Below are 16,747 nucleotides of genomic sequence, written 5' to 3'. Positions count from 1 at the left end.
GCCCCCCGCTCAGAGCAGACCCAACGCGCGCAGGTCCGCCTGCAACGTGGCGGCATCCGTGAACAGATGTGCCCGGATGCCCATCGCCTCGGCGCCCCGGCAATTCCCGGCGCTGTCATCGACAAAGAGTGCATCAGAGGCCTGAATCCCGTTCCGGCTCAGGCACATCTCGAATATCTCTGGGCTCGGCTTGATCAGCCCCTCGCGCGACGACACCACGACATCGCGCATATACCCGATTTCCGGCGCGGTCCTTTTCACCGCCTGGAACGAGGCCTCGGCCGCATTGGTCAGCCCGAACAGACCCACGCCGCGCCGATGCAGGGCTTCGACGAGGTCCGACATCCCCGGCACCCGTTCACCATGAGCGGCGTCCAACCCGTTGGAATAGGCGTGGAAGATATGGGCATGTTCGGGATAATCGCGCGCGGCAATGGCCAACCCGTCCTCCCAACTGCGGCCGCGATCCTGTTCGGCATTCCAGCCAAAAAAATCGATCTGCTCGAAACAGGTCAGCATCTCGGCTTCGGTGGAAAAATACCCGTTCAGCGCGGCATAGGGACGCCACCGGATGAGCACATTGCCGAAATCGAAAATGACGTTCTTCATGAATTGATCCTGCTCGAAGAAACCGTGCTGCGCCCGTTCTGCCCTATCCGCGCCGAAGCCGTTGCAACAATTGCTGCGTCGGCTGCCCGGTCACCGGCAGCCCTTTGGCGCGCTGATAGGCGGAGATGGCAGAGGTGGTGTTCGACCCGATCACCCCATCGGCGCCCTGCGTGTCGAACCCGGCGGCGGTCAGGCGGGTCTGCAGCTCTTTGCGGTCCTTCAGCGTCATGCCCTGCGCGTCAGGCGGGAAACTGCCCCGGATCGGCGGCCCGCCCTTGATCCGGTCGGCCAGATGGCCGATCCCGATCACATAGCTGGTGGAGTTGTTGTAGCGGGTGATCACCGTGAAGTTGTTGAAAATCATGAAAGCCGGGCCGCTCGCCCCCGCCGGCAGGATCACCGAGGCAGCGCCGTAATCCGGCACCGCGCGCCCGGTCACGTCGCGCACGCCCAGCGCCGCCCAGTCGCCGGGGCGGCGTTTGCTGCCGCGCCCGGTCAGCCCGGTATTGAACCCCGGCGGCAATTGCACCTCGACACCCCAGGGCTGGCCCGGGGTCCAGCCCGAGCGCCGCAGATAAGCCGCCGCCGAGGCCAGCGCATCGGTGGGGTCGTCATCCCATATGTCACGCCGCCCGTCGCCAGTGAAATCCACCGCATAGGCCAGATAAGAGGTCGGGATAAACTGCGTATGCCCCATCGCCCCGGCCCAGCTGCCGGTCATCTTGTCGGGCGTGGTGTCGCCGTTCTGCAGAATCTTGAGCGCGGCCACCAGCTGGCTTTCAAAGAATTGCCCGCGCCGCCCGTCATAGGCCAGCGTTGACAGCGCCGAGACCACCGGAACATCGCCACGGCGCGCGCCATAGCGGCTTTCCAGCCCCCAGATCGCGGTGACATATTCCGGCTCGACGCCATATTGCTGCTGGATACGGGTCAGCACCGCCTGATGGCTGCGCAGTTTCTGCTTGCCGGTGCTCACCCGCTCATCCGAGGCGGCGATTGCCAGATAATCCTCGAGCGAGCGCTTGAATTCTGTCTGGTTGCGGTCGCGTTCGATCACGCCGGGCAGATAGCCAGCGCCCTGAAAGGCGCGCTCCAGCGTTGGTTGAGAGATGCCACGGGCAGGCGCGCGCGCCCGGAAATTCGCCACCCAGGCGTCATAGCCCGCATTGGGCACCGCCCGCATCCGCTGTGGCCGGGTGGGGCTGGCCGCCGGAGTGTCGCACCCGGCCAGCGCCAGGGCGCCCAGCCCGGACAAAAAGAAACGCCTGTCAATCATACCGCTCTCGCCTGCTCTGGTGTTTTTCACACGATAGCGGCTTCGCAACAGGCAAACCAGCGGCACATGTGCGCCCCGGCGATGAAACGCCGGAAAATGGCGCTATCCGGCCACCACATCATGGACCTGCACGCCCAGCCCGCCGATACCCAGTTCCACCCGGTCACCGGGCGTGTGATAGACTGGCGGTTTCAGACCCATACCAACGCCCGGCGGGGTGCCGGTGGCGATCACGTCGCCGGGATGCAGGCTCATGAAATGCGACAGGTAGGACACCACCTTGCGCACGCCGAAATGCATGGTCCGGGTCGAGCCGTCCTGATAGCGGGTGCCGTTCACCTCCAGATACATCGGCAGGTCCTGCGGGTCGGGCACCTGATCGCGGGTGACCAGCCAGGGGCCGATCGGGCCGAAAGTGTCGGCGGATTTGCCTTTGACCCACTGCCCGGCACGCTCGATCTGGAATTCCCGTTCGCTGACGTCATTGATGGTGCAATAGCCCGCCACATGATCCAGCGCCTCGTCCTCGCTGATATATTTGGCGTGTTTGCCGATCACCACGCCCAGTTCGACCTCCCAATCGGTCTTGACCGACCCGCGCGGGATTTCGATCGGATCATTGGGGCCGCAGATCGACGAGGTCGCCTTGAAGAAAACGATCGGCTCGGGTGGCAGTTCCATCCCCGCCTCGGCGGCGTGATCGGCATAGTTGAGGCCGATGGCAATGAACTTGCCCACCTGCCCGACGCAGGCACCGAAGCGCGGATTACCCTCAACCAGCGGCAGTGAGGCCGGGTCCAGCGCCCGGATCCGCTCGAGCGCCGCATCGCCCAGCGCATCCCCGCTCACATCCGCAATCTGCCCCGAGAGGTCGCGGATATTGCCATCGCCGTCCAGAAGACCGGGCCGTTCCGACCCGACCGGGCCATAGCGCAGTAGTTTCATCGGTGATCCCTTCTCAAAATGTCAGATGCTCCAGCCGCCATCGATGGCGAAAGCCTGTCCGGTGGTATAGGCGCTGTCGTCGCTCGCCAGATAAAGCGCGAGCTTGGCGATTTCTTCGGCGGTGCCCAGCCGTCCCATCGGCTGACGGGCCACAAACGCGTCCATCGCCTTGTCGTAGTCGCCAGTGGCGCGCAGCCGGTCATGCAGGCTGGGCGTATCGACCGTGCCCGGGCAGATCGCATTGCAACGAATGCCCTGTGTCACGAAATCGGCAGCGATTGACTTGGTCAGCCCGATTACGGCCGCCTTGGTCGTGCCATAGGCAAACCGGTTGGGCGCCGACGTGATCGAGGACAGGACCGAGGACATGTTGACGATCGACCCGGCCCCGCGCTCCAGCATCCCCGGCAGCACCAGCCGGCACAGCCGGTACATGGCGGTGACGTTCAGGTCATTGCTGAACGCCCAGTCATCCTCGTCGCAGTCAAGGATCGTCCCCGCCGCCACAAATCCCGCGCAGTTGAACAGGATATCAACCGGCCCGATCCGCGCCACCGCATCGCGCACCGCGTCCGCGTCGGTCACATCGAGCCGGAACGGGGTGATCCCGTCGAGGGGTTCCAACTCTGCCAGCGTTGCCTCGTTGATGTCGCAGGCCAGCACTTCGCCCCCTTCGGCGGCGAATATTTCGGCCGATACTCGGCCAATGCCCTGCCCCGCTGCCGTCACCAGCGCCCGTTTTCCTGAAAGTCGTCCCATCACATCACCGCTCCGATTTGCCAGGGCACAAATTCGACGCCCCCGAACCCCAATTCTTCGCTCTTTGTATGCTCACTCGACGCCACCCGGATCAGCAACTCGAAAAGCGCCCTGCCCTTGTCTTCGATGCTGACCCCGTCGCTGACGATATCGCCGCAATTGAGGTCCATATCCTCGGCCATCCTTGCATACATCTCGGAATTGGTCGCCAGCTTGATGCAAGGCGTCGGCTGGTAGCCCGAGACCGAGCCGCGCCCGGTGGTGAACACGATCAGGTTGGACCCCGAGGCGATCTGCCCGGTCACCGAACAGGGATCAAAGCCGGGGCTGTCCATGAAGACGAACCCCTTGCGATCCACGATCTCGCCGAATTTGTAGACCCCGCGCAGCGGCGCGGTGCCACCCTTGGCCACGGCGCCCAGCGATTTTTCCAGAATGGTGGTCAGCCCGCCGCGCTTGTTGCCGGGGCTGGGATTGTTGTCCATCTCGCCGCCATTGCGTTCGGTATAGTCCTCCCACCAGCGGATGCGGTCGATCAGCGCTTCGCCGATGGCTCTGGATTCGGCGCGCCGGGTCAGCAGGTGTTCGGCACCGTAAATCTCCGAGGTTTCCGACAGGATCGTCGTGCCGCCATGGCGCACCAGCAGGTCCGAGGCATGACCCAGCGCCGGGTTCGCGGTGATCCCGGAATAGCCGTCCGATCCACCGCATTGCAGGCCGACCGTCAGTTCTGACACCGGCGCGGGGGCACGCATGGCCTGATTGGCTTGGGCGGCGATACCGCGCAGTTCCTCCAGCCCGCGCGTGATGGTCTTGCGCGTTCCGCCCTCGGACTGGATCGTCATGTAGCGCAGCGCGCCATCGGCCCGGATCGGGCGACCGCCCACCAGATCAGAGAGTTGCATCACTTCGCAACCCAGCCCGATCAGCAGGATTCCCGCGAAATTGGGGTGCTGCGCATAACCCGACAACGTGCGGAAAAGCGATGCGTACCCCTCGTTGCGCATCGACATGCCACAGCCGGTACCATGCACGATGGGCACGATCCCATCCACATTGGGAAAGGCATCCAGCAGGCCGGATTTCTCGGCCGCCTCGGCAATGAAGCGCGCCACCGAACCCGAACAATTCACCGTGGTCAGGATGCCGATATAGTTGCGCGTGCCGACCTTGCCATCGGCGCGGTGATAGCCCTGAAAGACCCGCGCCCCGTCGATCGCCGGCAGCGGATCGTTCTGGCTGGCAAAGGCATAGTCCTGCTGATGCGTACCCATGCCAAGATTGTGCACATGCACGTGGTCGCCGGGTGCGATATCGAGTTTCGCCGCTCCGATGATCTGCCCGTAACGCCGCACCACCTGCCCTGCCCGGATCGCGGCCACCGCGATCTTGTGCCCGCGACTCACCGGCGCGGGCAGTACCGCGCCCTCAACCCCTGTTCCATCAGGCAGATCACGCAGGGCGATCACCACATTGTCCTTCGGATGCAGCCGAATCGTATCACGGGCCGGGCCGCTCATGGCGGGTCCTTTCATTGCGGGTGGTGGGAGTTTGCTAGCTTGACGGGCAAAAACTGTCAACTAACATGTTAGCTAACACATGAGGCCCCATGACCCTGACCCCAGACATCGACATGACCCGACTCAGCCCCGTCGGCGCGCAGGATGGGCCGCTGTCTCAACAGGTGTACCGGGCGCTGAAGCAGGCGATCCTGACGCTTGAGTTTCCGCCCGGCGCAGTGCTGCGCAAGCCAGCAATCTGCGCGCGCCTGGGTGTGTCGCGCGCACCGGTCTCTGACGCCATCGCGCGGTTGTCAGAGGACGGGTTGGTCGAGGTGATCCCGCAATCGGCCACGCGCGTGGCTTATTTCTCGATGCCGGAAATTCGCGAAGGCGCGTTCTTGCGCGAAGCGCTGGAACTGGCGGCAGTGGGCAATGTGGCGCGGGACCGTACCGAAGAGCAGTTGCAACAGCTCAACCGGACCCTGCGCCTGCAGGCGCTGCTGGCCGAGGATGGCGATTTCCGGGGCTTCTACGAGACGGATGAAACGTTTCACGCCCTGCTCATGACCTTCACCGGCTTTGCCCGACTGACGGATGTGGCGCAAAAAGTCTCGCTGCAGGTGACCCGCGCGCGGATATTGCTGCTGCCCTCACCGGGCCGGATGGCCGAGACACTGAACGAACACCGCGCCATCTTCGAGGCGATCCGTGACCGCGATCCGCACACCGCGCAGGACCGGATGCGCCACCACCTGGGCCAGCTCATGCCCCGGATCGCGCAACTGGCCGAGGACCGACCCGAACTCTTCTCACCGCAGGCCTGAAAGGGGCGATGATCTGCGGCGAGGCTGTTCGTCCGCCCGCAGAATCGCCCTTGCCCGCCGCTGGCTTGGCCAGGGCGGTGGAACCCGTCAGGGCATCATGTTTGGGATATGATCGGTGGCGCCACCGGGTGCGGAGATCGGAAACGGGGCGTCACCCCCGCTCGGCCAACCGGTCGGTCGAGACCCCTGCCACAGGGTCCGGTTCCACGTCTGTTACGACACGCAGGCCCCAAGGAGCGCAGGTGAAGGATCGATCGCCGCCACCCTGCACCAGTCACGGTTTGCATGACGTTAGCCGGGCGCGCGTTGCGCCGCCAAACCACGCTTGAACCGGCCCCGCTCTGCTTGTACGGATGCGGGTTATGCAGATCATTCGGGATCATCAGTTCGTCACCCCAGAAGATCGCGGCGCGAGCGTTGCGATCGGCAATTTCGACGGCGTGCATCTGGGCCATCAGGCGGTCATCGCCCAGACCCGCGCCGCAGCCCCCGATGCGCCGCTGGGCGTGCTGACCTTCGAGCCGCATCCACGCGAGTATTTTGCCCCCTCCGCCCCGCCCTTTCGCCTGATGCGCCCCAATTCGCGCGCGCACCGGCTGGAGAAGCTGGGCGTCGAGCGGCTGTATGAGCTGAACTTCAACGCAGGCCTCGCAGGGCTGTCGCCCGAAGAGTTCGCGCGCAACGTGCTGGCCGACGGTCTGGGCCTGCGCCACGTGGTCGTCGGGTCTGATTTCTGTTTTGGCAAGGGGCGCAGCGGCGATGCCGGCGACCTTGAGCGTTTTGGAGCCGAAATGGGCTTTGGCGTCACCATCGCCCGGCTGATGGAACATTCCGACCGAATCGTGTCCTCGACCGCGATCCGCGAGGCGCTGAGCCTTGGCCAGCCTCGCGACGCCGCCGCCATGCTGGGCCACTGGCACCGGATCGAGGGCGAGGTGATCGGTGGCGAGCAGCGCGGGCGCGAGCTGGGTTATCCCACCGCCAACATGTCGATGGACGGGCTGCATCTGCCGAAATTCGGCGTCTATGCGGTGCTGGTCGATGTGCTGGATGGCCCCCATGCGGGCAGCTATCACGGCGCGGCCTCGGTCGGGGTGCGGCCCATGTTCGACGGCGAACAACCCAATATCGAGACCTTCCTGTTTGACTTCTCGGGTGATCTTTATGGCGCGACGCTCTCGGTCGGGCTGGTCGCCTATCTGCGCCCCGAACTAAAGTTCGACGGGCTCGACGCCCTGATCGCGCAGATGGACGGCGATTGCGCGCAGGCGCGCGGCATCCTTGCGGCGCTATGAGCGATCCGATTGACCGAAAGGGGCTGACCCCCCGGTTCTGGGAGCGTAAGCCGCTCGCCAAACTGTCCCAGAAGGAATGGGAGGCGCTGTGTGATGGCTGCGGCAAATGCTGCCTCAACAAGCTGGAAGATGAGGACAGCGGCGAGGTCGCCCTGACCCGCGTTGCCTGCCGCCTGCTGGATGACGAGAGCTGCCGCTGCGCGCAATATGACATCCGCCATCAGTTCGTGCCGGAATGCATCGTGCTGCGGCCCGACAATCTGGACAGCCACGCCTATTGGATGCCGCAGACCTGCGCCTATCGCCTGCTCTGGGAGGGCAAGCCGCTTTACGACTGGCACCCGCTGATCTCGGGCACGGCTGAAAGCGTGCACAAGGCGGGCGTCTCGGTGCGCGGCTGGACGGTCTCGGAATTCGAGACCCCCGAAGACGAATGGGAAGACCATATTATCGAGGAGCCGACCTGATGTTCTTTGCCTCTGACAATTCCGGCCCGGTCCATGCGGAAGTCCTGCAGGCGCTGGCCGAGGCCAACCAGGGTTACCAGATGGGCTATGGTGCCGATGAGATGATGGATGAGGTCCGCGACCGAATCCGCTCCCTGTTCGAAGCGCCCGACGCGGCGGTCTATCTGGTGATCAACGGCACCTCGGCCAACGCGCTGGCGCTGGCCACGCTGGCCGATCCCTGGGACACCGTGTTCTGCACCCCTGTCTCACACATCCACCGCGACGAATGCAACGCGCCCGAATTCTACAGCGGGGCCAAGCTGACGCTGGTTGCAGGCGACGACAAGATGAGCCCTGAGGCGCTGCGAACCGCCATTGAGGGCGAAGGAAATCGCGGCGTGCACGGGCCACAGCGAGGCCCGGTCTCGATCACCCAGGTGAGCGAATGCGGCACGCTATATACGCTGGACGAGATCCGTGCATTGGGCGTGGTGGCGCATGGTTATGACCTGCCTTTGCATCTGGACGGTGCGCGCTTTGCCAATGCGCTGGTGGCACTTGGCTGCACGCCTGCCGAGATGACCTGGAAAGCGGGCGTGGACGTGGTCAGCTTTGGCGGCACCAAGAACGGGCTGATGGGGGTCGAGGCGGTGATCCTGTTCGATCCGACCAAGGCGCAGGAATTTGAGTTGCGCCGCAAGCGCGGCGGCCACCTGTTGTCGAAACACCGCTACCTGTCGGCCCAGATGGCGGCCTATCTGCGCGACGATCTCTGGCTGCGCTCAGCGCGCATGGCCAATGACAATTGCGCCCATCTGGCCGAAGGGCTGCGCACGGAGGGTGCGGTGTTCCTGTATGAGCCGCAGGCCAACATGATCTTCGCCCGCTTGCCCCGCCACCTGCACCGCCGCCTGATTGACGCCGGGGCGGTCTATCACATGGAAGGCGAAGAGCTGGACGGCCCGGACGAGAACGCCCTGCTAAGCTGCCGCCTGGTCTGCGACTGGTCGATGCAGGAGGCCGAGATCACCCGGTTCCTGGCGCTGATCTCGAACACGGCCCCTGCCGGAGCCTGACGCCGACGCTCAGAACCGATCAACCGAGGCGCGGTCCCAATCGGCGGCAAATTCCGGCGGGATTTTCTTGCCCAGCAGCGCACCCTCTTTCAGATGGGTGAAAAGCTCGGCATAGCTTTCTTCGCATTCATTGGCATTGCGGCGGCGGATGTCTGAGGGGCTGAGATCTGCAACCGTCTCGCGCCCCATCGCGCCTAGCAACTCGCGAAAGCTTTCCAGCGTGGCGTCGTGAAACCGATGCACACGGACCCGTTTCTGCGTCACGTTGACGGCACGGGCGCGCACCGGGTCCTGGGTGGCGATCCCGCTGGGGCAGCGGTTGGTGTTGCAATGCAGCGCCTGAATGCAGCCCACCGCAAACATCATGGCCCGCGCGCAATTGCACATATCAGCCCCCAGCGCGAATTTCTCGATCAGATCATACCCCGTCGCCACCTTGCCCGAGGCGATCACCCGGATCTTGTCGCGCACCCCGATACCGCGCAGGCAGTTGTTGACGAAGATCAGCGCCTCGTTCAGCGGAACTCCCAGCCGGTTGGTGTATTCCACGGGGGCCGCACCGGTGCCGCCCTCGGCCCCGTCCACGGTGATGAAATCGGGCAGGATACCGGTGTCAAGCATCGCCTTGCAAATGCTCATGAACTCCGACCGGTTGCCAATGCACAGCTTGAACCCCACCGGCTTGCCGCCCGACATCTCGCGCAGGTGCTGGACGAAATTCATCAAGCCGGTCGGTCCGTCAAAGGCGGAATGGGCCGGGGGTGAGATCACGTCCTTATGCGGCTCCACCCCGCGGATCTTGGCAATCTCTTCATCGACCTTGGCGGCTGGCAAGACGCCACCATGCGAGGGTTTGGCGCCTTGGCTCAGCTTGATCTCGATGGCCTTGACCACATCCTTCTTTGCTTTTTCGGCAAACAGGTCCTTGTCGAACCCGCCCTCTTTGGTGCGACAGCCGAAATAGCCAGTGCCGATCTGCCAGATGATGTCGCCGCCCTCGGCCAGATGATACGGACTGAGCCCGCCCTCGCCGGTGTTATGGGCAAAACCACCATCCCTGGCACCGCCATTCAGCGCCCGGATCGCATTGGAGCTGAGCGCGCCAAAGCTCATCGCTGAAACGTTGAGCCGTGAGGCCAGATAGGGCTTGTCGCATTGCGGCCCACCCAGCATCACCCGCTCCTCCGAGGCGTCAACCTCCTTGGGCGCAAGCGAGTGGTTGGTGCTGTGATAGCCCACTTTCTGCAGATCGAACTGCGTGCCGAAGGGCAGCGTATCGGCCTGCCCCTTGGCCCGCGAATAGACCAGCGCGCGGGTGATCCGGTTGAAGGGCCGCCCGCTTTCGTTGGTTTCCACAAAATATTGCCGGATCTCGGGGCTGACAAATTCCATCGCATAGCGGAAATGGCCCAGAACCGGGTAATTGTTCAACACGTTGTGCCGGGTGGTCGTCAGATCGTAGAAACCCACGATGATATAAGGGATCACGAGGATCAGAAGCCAATAGGCCGGCGACCAGAGCCACCCCAGCAGCAGCACAAGCGGCAAACCCAATAGCGCCACCGCATAGTATATCTTGCGTACCATTCATCCGTCCCTTGTTACGTGGCCAAGCCCAGAGGGCCGCTGCGCATCCGGCGCTTCAGGGGCATGGTTGCGCGTAAGTGCCGGGTTGGCAACAGTTTCCTCCGCAAGGTGCTACGCGGGTCACCCGCGTGGCGACGCGATCAGGTCCGGCGCAGCCATCCAAGGCCCAGACAGGTCACCGCCCCAAACAGCAACGCCGCCATCGCATACCAGGTCAGCGCGTAAGACAGGTGAGTGTTGCGAAACCCAAGCTGGGTCAGACCTCCGCGCGGCCATGCCGACGCCCCGCCCGAGGGGTCGGCATCAATGAAAAACGGCGCGGTCACGCTCAATCCAACCGTCTGCGACAGCGCCTGAACATCGCGCGAGACCCAGCGCCCGTCCACTGCGTCGTTGCGCTCCAGCAGCGTGCCCTCGGGTTCGGTCGGGCGCAGCAGGCCGGTCACCGGTATGGCGGGCGCGACCCAGCCGTCCGAGTCCCGTTCATCCGCCGGAACGAAACCCCGGTTGATCCAGATCGCCTCCCGTCCGGTCAGGAGCGGGACCATTACCCAATATCCCGGCCCCAATCCGGTGACAGCCTTGACCAGAACCTGCTTTTCCATGTCGAACCGGCCCGTGACCGTAACCCGCAGATAGCTATGCGCATCCGGGTCAAACTCTGCCGGAACAGGCACCGGGTCGCCATAGGCGCGGCTCTCGACCTGCTCGATCAGGTCCGTTTTCCAGGCCAGCCTGCGTATCTGCCAGTTGCCCAGCAGAATGAAGATGAGGATCAGAACCGCGCAGAGACCAAGCAGCAGAACCGTCAGCCAGACCGGCCTGCCCGTCTGCGTCATTGCAGCGCGCGCGCGCGCTCGATCCGGTCATGGGCGGGCATCATGTTTTCGTCCAGGTTGAACATCACCCAGATCGACCCGGCCAATACGATCACCAGCAACAGGATGGTCAGCACCATCGACATCACCTGCCAGCCCTCGTCCACCTTCAACGAGACATGCAGGAAGTAGTGGATATGGACCAGCATCTGCGCGCCACCGAGGGTGAAGATGAACACCACGGCCCAGACCTTGTTGTCGATCACATCGCCCAGTACCAGCCAGAACGGGATCAGCGTCAGGATCACCGACAGGGCAAAACCGACAAGATAGGAATGCAACGAGCCGTGACCCGCGTCTTTGACGTGATTGCTCATAACAGCACCCCGGTGAGATAGACGAGCGAATAGACCCCGATCCAGATCAGGTCGAGAAAGTGCCAAAACAGGCTCAGACACATCACCCGGCGGGTGTTGGCCGGGGTCAGACCGTGCTGGGACAGTTGGATCAGCAACACGACCAGCCAGATCGATCCGGCGGTCACATGCAGCCCGTGGGTGCCCACGAGGAAGAAAAACGAGGACAGGAAGGCGCTGGCCATCGGCGTGGCGCCCAGATGCCAGAGATGGCTGAACTCCTGATATTCCAGATAGAGGAACGCCGCGCCGAACAGGCCGGTGACCACCAGCCAAAAGAGCGTACCGCGCTGGTCTCCGTGATCCATCCGCAGCACCGCAAAACCGAAAGTCACCGACGAGAACAGCAGCGCGAAGGTCGCTACCAGGATCATCTCGATATCGAACAGATCGGCGGGCGACGGCCCGGCGGCATAGTTCTGCCCCAGCACCGCATAGGTCGCAAAGAGTATGCCGAAGATCAGGCAATCGCTCATCAGATAGACCCAGAACCCCAGCATCGTCGGGGGTTCATGGGCGTGATCCGCGTCGTGGTGCGGCTCGTCGAGGACGTAGAATTTCGACGCGTCGTTCACAGGGCTATCCGTCATCATTCCGCCGCCTGTGCCAGTTGCGCGCTGCGCTGATCCTCGATGCTGCGCACCTCGTCGGCCGGGATATTGTAGTCACGGTTGTAGTTGAAGGTGTGGCCGATGCCGTAAAGCAGCGCCGCGGCAAAGCTGGCAGCGGCCAGCCAGAACACATGCCAGATCAGCGCAAAGCCCATCACCGTCAGGATCGCCGCCAGCACCACGCCGGTTGCCGTGGAATGTGGCATGTGGATCGGCACAAACCCATCGGTGGGTCGCGTAAACCCCTCGCGCTTCATCTGGGCGAAGGCGTCGATCTCATGCACACGGGGCGAGAAGGCGAAGTTGTAATAGGGCGGCGGGGATGATGTCGACCATTCCAGCGTGCGGCCATTCCACGGATCGCCGGTCACATCGCGCAATTCCTCGCGCTTGCGGATCGACTGGACGATCTGCACCAGAAACGCCCCGATACCGGCGGCCACAAACAGCGCGCCGATCAGGGCAACGATGAAATAGACCGAATAGAACGTATCCTCGAACTGGCTGAGACGGCGGGTGACGCCCATCAGCCCCAGCACGTAAAGCGGCATGAAGGCCAGGTAGAAGCCGATCAGCCAGCACCAGAAACTGACCTTGCCCCAGAACGGTTCAAGCTTGAAGCCAAACGCCTTGGGCCACCAGTAGACGATTCCGGCAAAGATGCCGAAAACCACGCCGCCAATGATCACATTGTGAAAGTGCGCGATCAGGAACAGCGAATTGTGCAGCACATAATCCGCCGGTGGCACCGCCAGCAGCACTCCGGTCATGCCACCAATCACAAAGGTGATCATGAAACCCATGACCCACAGCATGGGCACCTCGAACCGGATGCGGCCCTTGTACATGGTGAACAGCCAGTTGAAGATCTTGGCCCCGGTCGGGATCGAGATGATCATCGTGGTGATCCCGAAGAACGAGTTCACATTGGCCCCCGCCCCCATGGTGAAGAAATGGTGCAGCCAGACGATATAGCTGAGGATCATGATCACGCAGGTCGCGTAGACCATCGAGGTATATCCAAACAGCCGCTTGCCGGTGAAGGTCGGAACAACCTCGGAAAAGATGCCAAAGATCGGCAGGATCAGGATATAGACCTCGGGGTGGCCCCAGATCCAGATGAGGTTCACATACATCATCGGATTGCCGCCCAGCTCATTGGTAAAGAAATGGGTGCCCAGATAGCGGTCGGCGGTCAACAGCGCCAGCGTGGCAGCCAGTACCGGAAATGTCGCGACGATCAGGATGTTGGTGCAAAGCGCGGTCCAGGTGAAAATGGGCATCCGCATAAAGGTCATGCCCGGCGCACGCATCTTGACGATGGTCACCACCAGGTTGATGCCCGACAGCGTGGTGCCGACTCCGGCAATATTGAGCGCCCAGAGGTAATAATCCATGCCCACGCTGGGGCTGTATTCCAGCCCCGAATAAGGCGCATAGGCGAGCCAGCCCGCGGTTGAGAATTCCCCCACAAAAAGTGAGATCATGATAAGGATCGCACCGGAAACCGTCAGCCAGAAGCTCAGATTGTTGAGAAATGGAAAGGCCACATCGCGCGCGCCGATCTGCAGCGGCATCACGTAATTCATGAATCCGGTCACAAACGGCATCGCCACGAAGAAGATCATGATCACACCATGGGCGGTGAAAATCTGGTCATAGTGATGAGCGTTCAGATAGCCCTCGGAGCCGCTGGCGGCCATCGCCTGATGGCCCCGCATCAGCAGCGCGTCGGCAAATCCGCGCAGCAGCATGATCAGACCCAGCACCATGTACATGATGCCGATCTTCTTGTGGTCGATGGAGGTAAACCACTCTTTCCACAAATAGCCCCAGAGGCGGAAATAGGTGATCGTGCCCAGCACGGCGAGGCCCAAGGTCACCACACCAATGAAGGTGACCAGCAAGATGGGTTCGTAGAACGGGAAGATATCCCAGGACAGCTTGCCCCAGAACGGATGGATATCCACGCTGCCGGAGGCCAGACCATGGGGATCGGAGGATGTCGCCATCTGAGGTCTCTCTTCCTGCTAGTGTCGTGTGTCGGGGGTGATGCCGGGCAGCAGCGACATGGCGGTCACGATCTCATCGCCGCGCAGACGCATCTCGGGCCGCAGCATGGCGATGAACGCGCCGGGGTCCTCGGCCGAGCAGATGCCGCGGAACATCTCACGGTTCCACAGCCCCTCCAACCCGCCGCCGCCCAGTGCATCGACCATCATCATGTCGTTCCGGCAGAGGCTGTCGGCATCGATGCAGGTATTGACCAGACGGTCCCAGACCGTGTCCGAGATCGCGCCGTAATAGCTGACCGGGTCCGCGATGCTGGGCTGGTTCAGCTTTGCCAGCATATCGGCATCAAGCACCTGCGCGCTGGTGCCGACCTTGGCAACCCAATCGTCGAACCCGGCGGGATCCATCCCGTGGAACTTGAACCGCATCTGCGAGAATCCCGCGCCGCTGTAATTGGCCGAGAACCCGTCATAGACGCCCGGCTTGTTGATCACCGCGTTCATCTCGGTCTGCATCCCCGCCATGGCATAGATCTGCCCCGCCAGCGCCGGGATGTAGAACGAGTTCATCACCGTGGCCGAGGTGATCTGGAACTCGATCGGGCGGTCCACGATGGCGGCCACCTCGTTGACGGTGGCGATACCCTGTTCGGGGTAGATGAACAGCCATTTCCAATCCATCGAGGCCACCTGAATGACCAGCGGCATCACCTCAGGGTTCACTGGCTGATCCGGCGAAATCCGGGTCAGCGGCTGGTAAGGATCAAGTCGGTGGGTTGCCACCCAGGTCAGACCCGCAAGGCAGATGATGATCGCCAGCGGCACCGACCAGATCACGATCTCGAGGCTGAAGGAGTGATGCCACTCGGGCTCGTAACTCGCCTTCTTGTTGGATTCGCGATACTTGATCGCGAAGAACACGGTCAGTGCCATGACCGGCAGGATCACGATCAGCATCAGGACGGTGGCATAGATGATCAGGTCGCTTTGCTGCTGCGCCACATCGCCCGAAGGCGACAGCACAACCAGATCACACCCCGCCAGAAAGAGGCAGGAAAACAGGGCCACGATATGAACTGCGCGTTTCATAATGATTCCATACCATATGCGTAACGAGTCGTTGGCAAAGGGAAAATTGCCCCATAGCGTGTATTGTAATGTTGTGATCCGACAGGGCCGGTGTCGCAATGCGACAAAAGGTGACTCATCTGGTCACTTTTTGCCAGCGCGCCCTTCGGTGTAGAACACCATGAGGACGAGACGTTGAGGAGGGCCCAATGAGCGCCGCCAGTCAGAGCCATACCGAACGCGCCACCATCGACGAGGTGGTGATCACTGTCATCATGGCCCGCGTCACCGATTTCTTCGGGTTCTTCGTCTATGCCATCGCCTCGGCGCTGGTGTTTCCGCGGGTGTTCTTTCCCACCCATGACCCGGTGACAGGAACGTTGATATCCTTTGCCATCTTCTCGCTCGCCTTCCTTGCGCGACCGGTGGCAAGCCTGACCGGGCGCTGGGTACAGGCCAAGATCGGGCGCGCCGCCAAGGTCACGCTGGCGCTGATGATCCTGGGCTGCGCCACCGTCGCCATCGGATTGCTGCCGGGCTACGAGAAAATCGGCTGGCTGGCACCGGTGCTGCTGGCGGTGCTGCGAATCCTGCAGGGACTCGGGCTGGGCGGCGCCTGGGACGGGCTGACATTGCAGCTGCAACATGTCGCCCCCAAGCACCGCAAGGGACTTTACGCCATGGTGCCGCAATTGGGCGGACCCATCGGGTTCTTCGTGGCGGCCTCACTGTTTTTTGTGCTGACCGATTTCCTGACCGATGAAGAATTCATCCAATGGGGCTGGCGGTTTGCCTTCTTCGCGGTGATGGCGGTGAATGTGGTCTCGCTGTTTGCGCGGCTGCGGCTGCTCAATGCCGATCTGGGCGTTGACCCCAAGGTGACCACCTCGGCCCCGCTGGGCGCGCTGCTGCACAGCCAATGGCGCCAGGTTCTGCTGTCGACCATGGTGCCGCTGGCAAGCTATGCGCTGTTCCACATGGTGACGGTGTTCCCGCTGGCCTATGAGTTGCTCTATGGCGAACAGGACATCTCGCGCATTCTGGTGATCCAGTTGATCGGCTGCGCGCTGGCGATCATTGCGGTCATGGCGTCGGGCAAGCTGGCCGACATGACGAACAAGCGTGTGGTGCTGGTGATCAGCACCGGCCTGATCGTTGTGCTGAGCTTTCTGATCGACACGCTGAACAACGAACCCGCGATCTTCATTGTCTTCGGTTTCGTGGTGCTGGGGCTGGCCTATGGGCAGGCCAGCGCCATTGTCGGCAACCGGTTTGCCCCCGAATACCGCTATTCCGGCACCGCGATGGCCACCAACCTGTCCTGGATCACCGGCGCTGCCTTTGCACCGCTGATCGGGCTGGGCCTGACCGTGGCATTCGGCCTCTGGGCGTCGGCGCTGTATCTGATTTCGGGCGTGGTCGTGACCTTTTTTGCGCTCTACCAGCTGAACCGCCTCAAGGCCGCGCAAGCGGGCTGTGGCGGCGGCTCTGGTTTCGTTC

At 62.7% G+C, this 16,747-nt stretch carries 16 protein-coding genes; 5 read left to right on the top strand and 11 right to left on the bottom strand.

From position 1 onward, the window contains the following. Positions 1 to 9: 9 nt before the first annotated feature. From M3P21_RS07160 to M3P21_RS07140, 5 genes are all read right to left on the bottom strand, one after another. Positions 10 to 609: an HAD family hydrolase gene (locus M3P21_RS07160; protein ID WP_249708068.1), complete on the bottom strand. Its 600-nt coding sequence runs from the start codon at positions 607 to 609 to the stop codon at positions 10 to 12. A 43-nt stretch (positions 610 to 652) separates the two neighbouring features. Next, entirely contained in the window at positions 653 to 1,885 is a 1,233-nt protein-coding gene (locus tag M3P21_RS07155; protein ID WP_249708067.1) for a lytic murein transglycosylase, read from the bottom strand. A 102-nt stretch (positions 1,886 to 1,987) separates the two neighbouring features. After that, entirely contained in the window at positions 1,988 to 2,830 is an 843-nt protein-coding gene (locus M3P21_RS07150; protein ID WP_249708066.1) for a fumarylacetoacetate hydrolase family protein, read from the bottom strand. Between the two features lie 21 nt (positions 2,831 to 2,851). Continuing rightward, entirely contained in the window at positions 2,852 to 3,589 is a 738-nt protein-coding gene (locus M3P21_RS07145; protein ID WP_249708065.1) for an SDR family oxidoreductase, read from the bottom strand. After that, positions 3,589 to 5,109 carry a UxaA family hydrolase gene (locus tag M3P21_RS07140; RefSeq protein ID WP_249708063.1) on the bottom strand — a complete coding sequence of 507 codons (1,521 nt, stop codon included), beginning with the start codon at positions 5,107 to 5,109 and terminating at the stop codon, positions 3,589 to 3,591. Before M3P21_RS07140 ends, M3P21_RS07145 begins: the two co-directional genes overlap by 1 nt. Before the next feature lie 89 nt (positions 5,110 to 5,198). On the opposite strand from M3P21_RS07140, the gene M3P21_RS07135 reads away from it, so the two are divergent. The 4 genes from M3P21_RS07135 (at position 5,199) to M3P21_RS07120 (ending at position 8,735) form a co-directional block, all read left to right on the top strand. Next, positions 5,199 to 5,915, top strand: coding sequence for a GntR family transcriptional regulator (locus tag M3P21_RS07135; protein ID WP_249708062.1), 717 nt, complete (start codon positions 5,199 to 5,201; stop codon positions 5,913 to 5,915). Between the two features lie 362 nt (positions 5,916 to 6,277). Beyond that, positions 6,278 to 7,210: a bifunctional riboflavin kinase/FAD synthetase gene (locus tag M3P21_RS07130; RefSeq protein ID WP_249708060.1), complete on the top strand. Its 933-nt coding sequence runs from the start codon at positions 6,278 to 6,280 to the stop codon at positions 7,208 to 7,210. Next, entirely contained in the window at positions 7,207 to 7,677 is a 471-nt protein-coding gene (locus M3P21_RS07125) for a YcgN family cysteine cluster protein (protein ID WP_249708058.1), read from the top strand. The genes M3P21_RS07130 and M3P21_RS07125 overlap by 4 nt, the downstream gene beginning before the upstream one ends. Next, the gene (locus M3P21_RS07120; RefSeq protein ID WP_249708056.1) at positions 7,677 to 8,735 is read left to right on the top strand and encodes a threonine aldolase family protein; all 1,059 of its coding nucleotides are present in this window, start codon (positions 7,677 to 7,679) and stop codon (positions 8,733 to 8,735) included. The genes M3P21_RS07125 and M3P21_RS07120 overlap by 1 nt, the downstream gene beginning before the upstream one ends. 9 nt (positions 8,736 to 8,744) lie before the next feature. Here M3P21_RS07120 and M3P21_RS07115 read toward each other — a convergent pair whose 3' ends face one another. From M3P21_RS07115 to cyoA, 6 genes are all read right to left on the bottom strand, one after another. Further along, positions 8,745 to 10,322, bottom strand: coding sequence for an FMN-binding glutamate synthase family protein (locus tag M3P21_RS07115; protein ID WP_249708055.1), 1,578 nt, complete (start codon positions 10,320 to 10,322; stop codon positions 8,745 to 8,747). Positions 10,323 to 10,462: 140 nt separating this feature from the next. Beyond that, positions 10,463 to 11,161, bottom strand: coding sequence for an SURF1 family protein (locus M3P21_RS07110; RefSeq protein ID WP_249708054.1), 699 nt, complete (start codon positions 11,159 to 11,161; stop codon positions 10,463 to 10,465). After that, positions 11,158 to 11,517, bottom strand: a complete 360-nt coding sequence (gene cyoD / locus M3P21_RS07105; RefSeq protein ID WP_249708053.1) for a cytochrome o ubiquinol oxidase subunit IV — start codon at positions 11,515 to 11,517, stop codon at positions 11,158 to 11,160. Before cyoD ends, M3P21_RS07110 begins: the two co-directional genes overlap by 4 nt. Further along, positions 11,514 to 12,146 carry a cytochrome o ubiquinol oxidase subunit III gene (gene cyoC, locus M3P21_RS07100; protein WP_249708051.1) on the bottom strand — a complete coding sequence of 211 codons (633 nt, stop codon included), beginning with the start codon at positions 12,144 to 12,146 and terminating at the stop codon, positions 11,514 to 11,516. The genes cyoD and cyoC overlap by 4 nt, the downstream gene beginning before the upstream one ends. Beyond that, on the bottom strand, positions 12,146 to 14,179 hold the full coding sequence (cyoB, locus tag M3P21_RS07095; RefSeq protein ID WP_283780879.1) for a cytochrome o ubiquinol oxidase subunit I: 2,034 nt from the start codon (positions 14,177 to 14,179) through the stop codon (positions 12,146 to 12,148). Before cyoB ends, cyoC begins: the two co-directional genes overlap by 1 nt. An 18-nt stretch (positions 14,180 to 14,197) precedes the next feature. After that, positions 14,198 to 15,268 carry a ubiquinol oxidase subunit II gene (gene cyoA, locus M3P21_RS07090; RefSeq protein ID WP_249708050.1) on the bottom strand — a complete coding sequence of 357 codons (1,071 nt, stop codon included), beginning with the start codon at positions 15,266 to 15,268 and terminating at the stop codon, positions 14,198 to 14,200. A gap of 188 nt (positions 15,269 to 15,456) precedes the next feature. Between cyoA and M3P21_RS07085 the strand changes: the two genes are divergently transcribed. Continuing rightward, positions 15,457 to 16,747, top strand: a 1,291-nt coding sequence (locus M3P21_RS07085; protein WP_249708049.1) for an MFS transporter, incomplete at its 3' end; no start/stop codon positions are given.

It is taken from the genome of Ruegeria spongiae, assembly GCF_023502395.1.
GTDB lineage: Bacteria > Pseudomonadota > Alphaproteobacteria > Rhodobacterales > Rhodobacteraceae > Ruegeria_C > Ruegeria_C spongiae.
This window is presented reverse-complemented; position numbering and strand designations above follow the sequence as displayed.

Coding starts and splice junctions, on each gene's coding strand:
- M3P21_RS07125 (WP_249708058.1), top strand. CDS start 7,207: ATGAGCGATCCGATTGACCGAAAGGGGCTGACCCCCCGGTTCTGGGAG.
- cyoB (WP_283780879.1), bottom strand. CDS start 14,179: ATGGCGACATCCTCCGATCCCCATGGTCTGGCCTCCGGCAGCGTGGAT.
- M3P21_RS07130 (WP_249708060.1), top strand. CDS start 6,278: ATGCAGATCATTCGGGATCATCAGTTCGTCACCCCAGAAGATCGCGGC.
- M3P21_RS07115 (WP_249708055.1), bottom strand. CDS start 10,322: ATGGTACGCAAGATATACTATGCGGTGGCGCTATTGGGTTTGCCGCTT.
- M3P21_RS07145 (WP_249708065.1), bottom strand. CDS start 3,589: ATGGGACGACTTTCAGGAAAACGGGCGCTGGTGACGGCAGCGGGGCAG.
- M3P21_RS07120 (WP_249708056.1), top strand. CDS start 7,677: ATGTTCTTTGCCTCTGACAATTCCGGCCCGGTCCATGCGGAAGTCCTG.
- M3P21_RS07110 (WP_249708054.1), bottom strand. CDS start 11,161: ATGACGCAGACGGGCAGGCCGGTCTGGCTGACGGTTCTGCTGCTTGGT.
- M3P21_RS07155 (WP_249708067.1), bottom strand. CDS start 1,885: ATGATTGACAGGCGTTTCTTTTTGTCCGGGCTGGGCGCCCTGGCGCTG.
- cyoD (WP_249708053.1), bottom strand. CDS start 11,517: ATGAGCAATCACGTCAAAGACGCGGGTCACGGCTCGTTGCATTCCTAT.
- cyoC (WP_249708051.1), bottom strand. CDS start 12,146: ATGACGGATAGCCCTGTGAACGACGCGTCGAAATTCTACGTCCTCGAC.
- M3P21_RS07135 (WP_249708062.1), top strand. CDS start 5,199: ATGACCCTGACCCCAGACATCGACATGACCCGACTCAGCCCCGTCGGC.
- M3P21_RS07160 (WP_249708068.1), bottom strand. CDS start 609: ATGAAGAACGTCATTTTCGATTTCGGCAATGTGCTCATCCGGTGGCGT.
- M3P21_RS07150 (WP_249708066.1), bottom strand. CDS start 2,830: ATGAAACTACTGCGCTATGGCCCGGTCGGGTCGGAACGGCCCGGTCTT.
- M3P21_RS07140 (WP_249708063.1), bottom strand. CDS start 5,109: ATGAGCGGCCCGGCCCGTGATACGATTCGGCTGCATCCGAAGGACAAT.
- cyoA (WP_249708050.1), bottom strand. CDS start 15,268: ATGAAACGCGCAGTTCATATCGTGGCCCTGTTTTCCTGCCTCTTTCTG.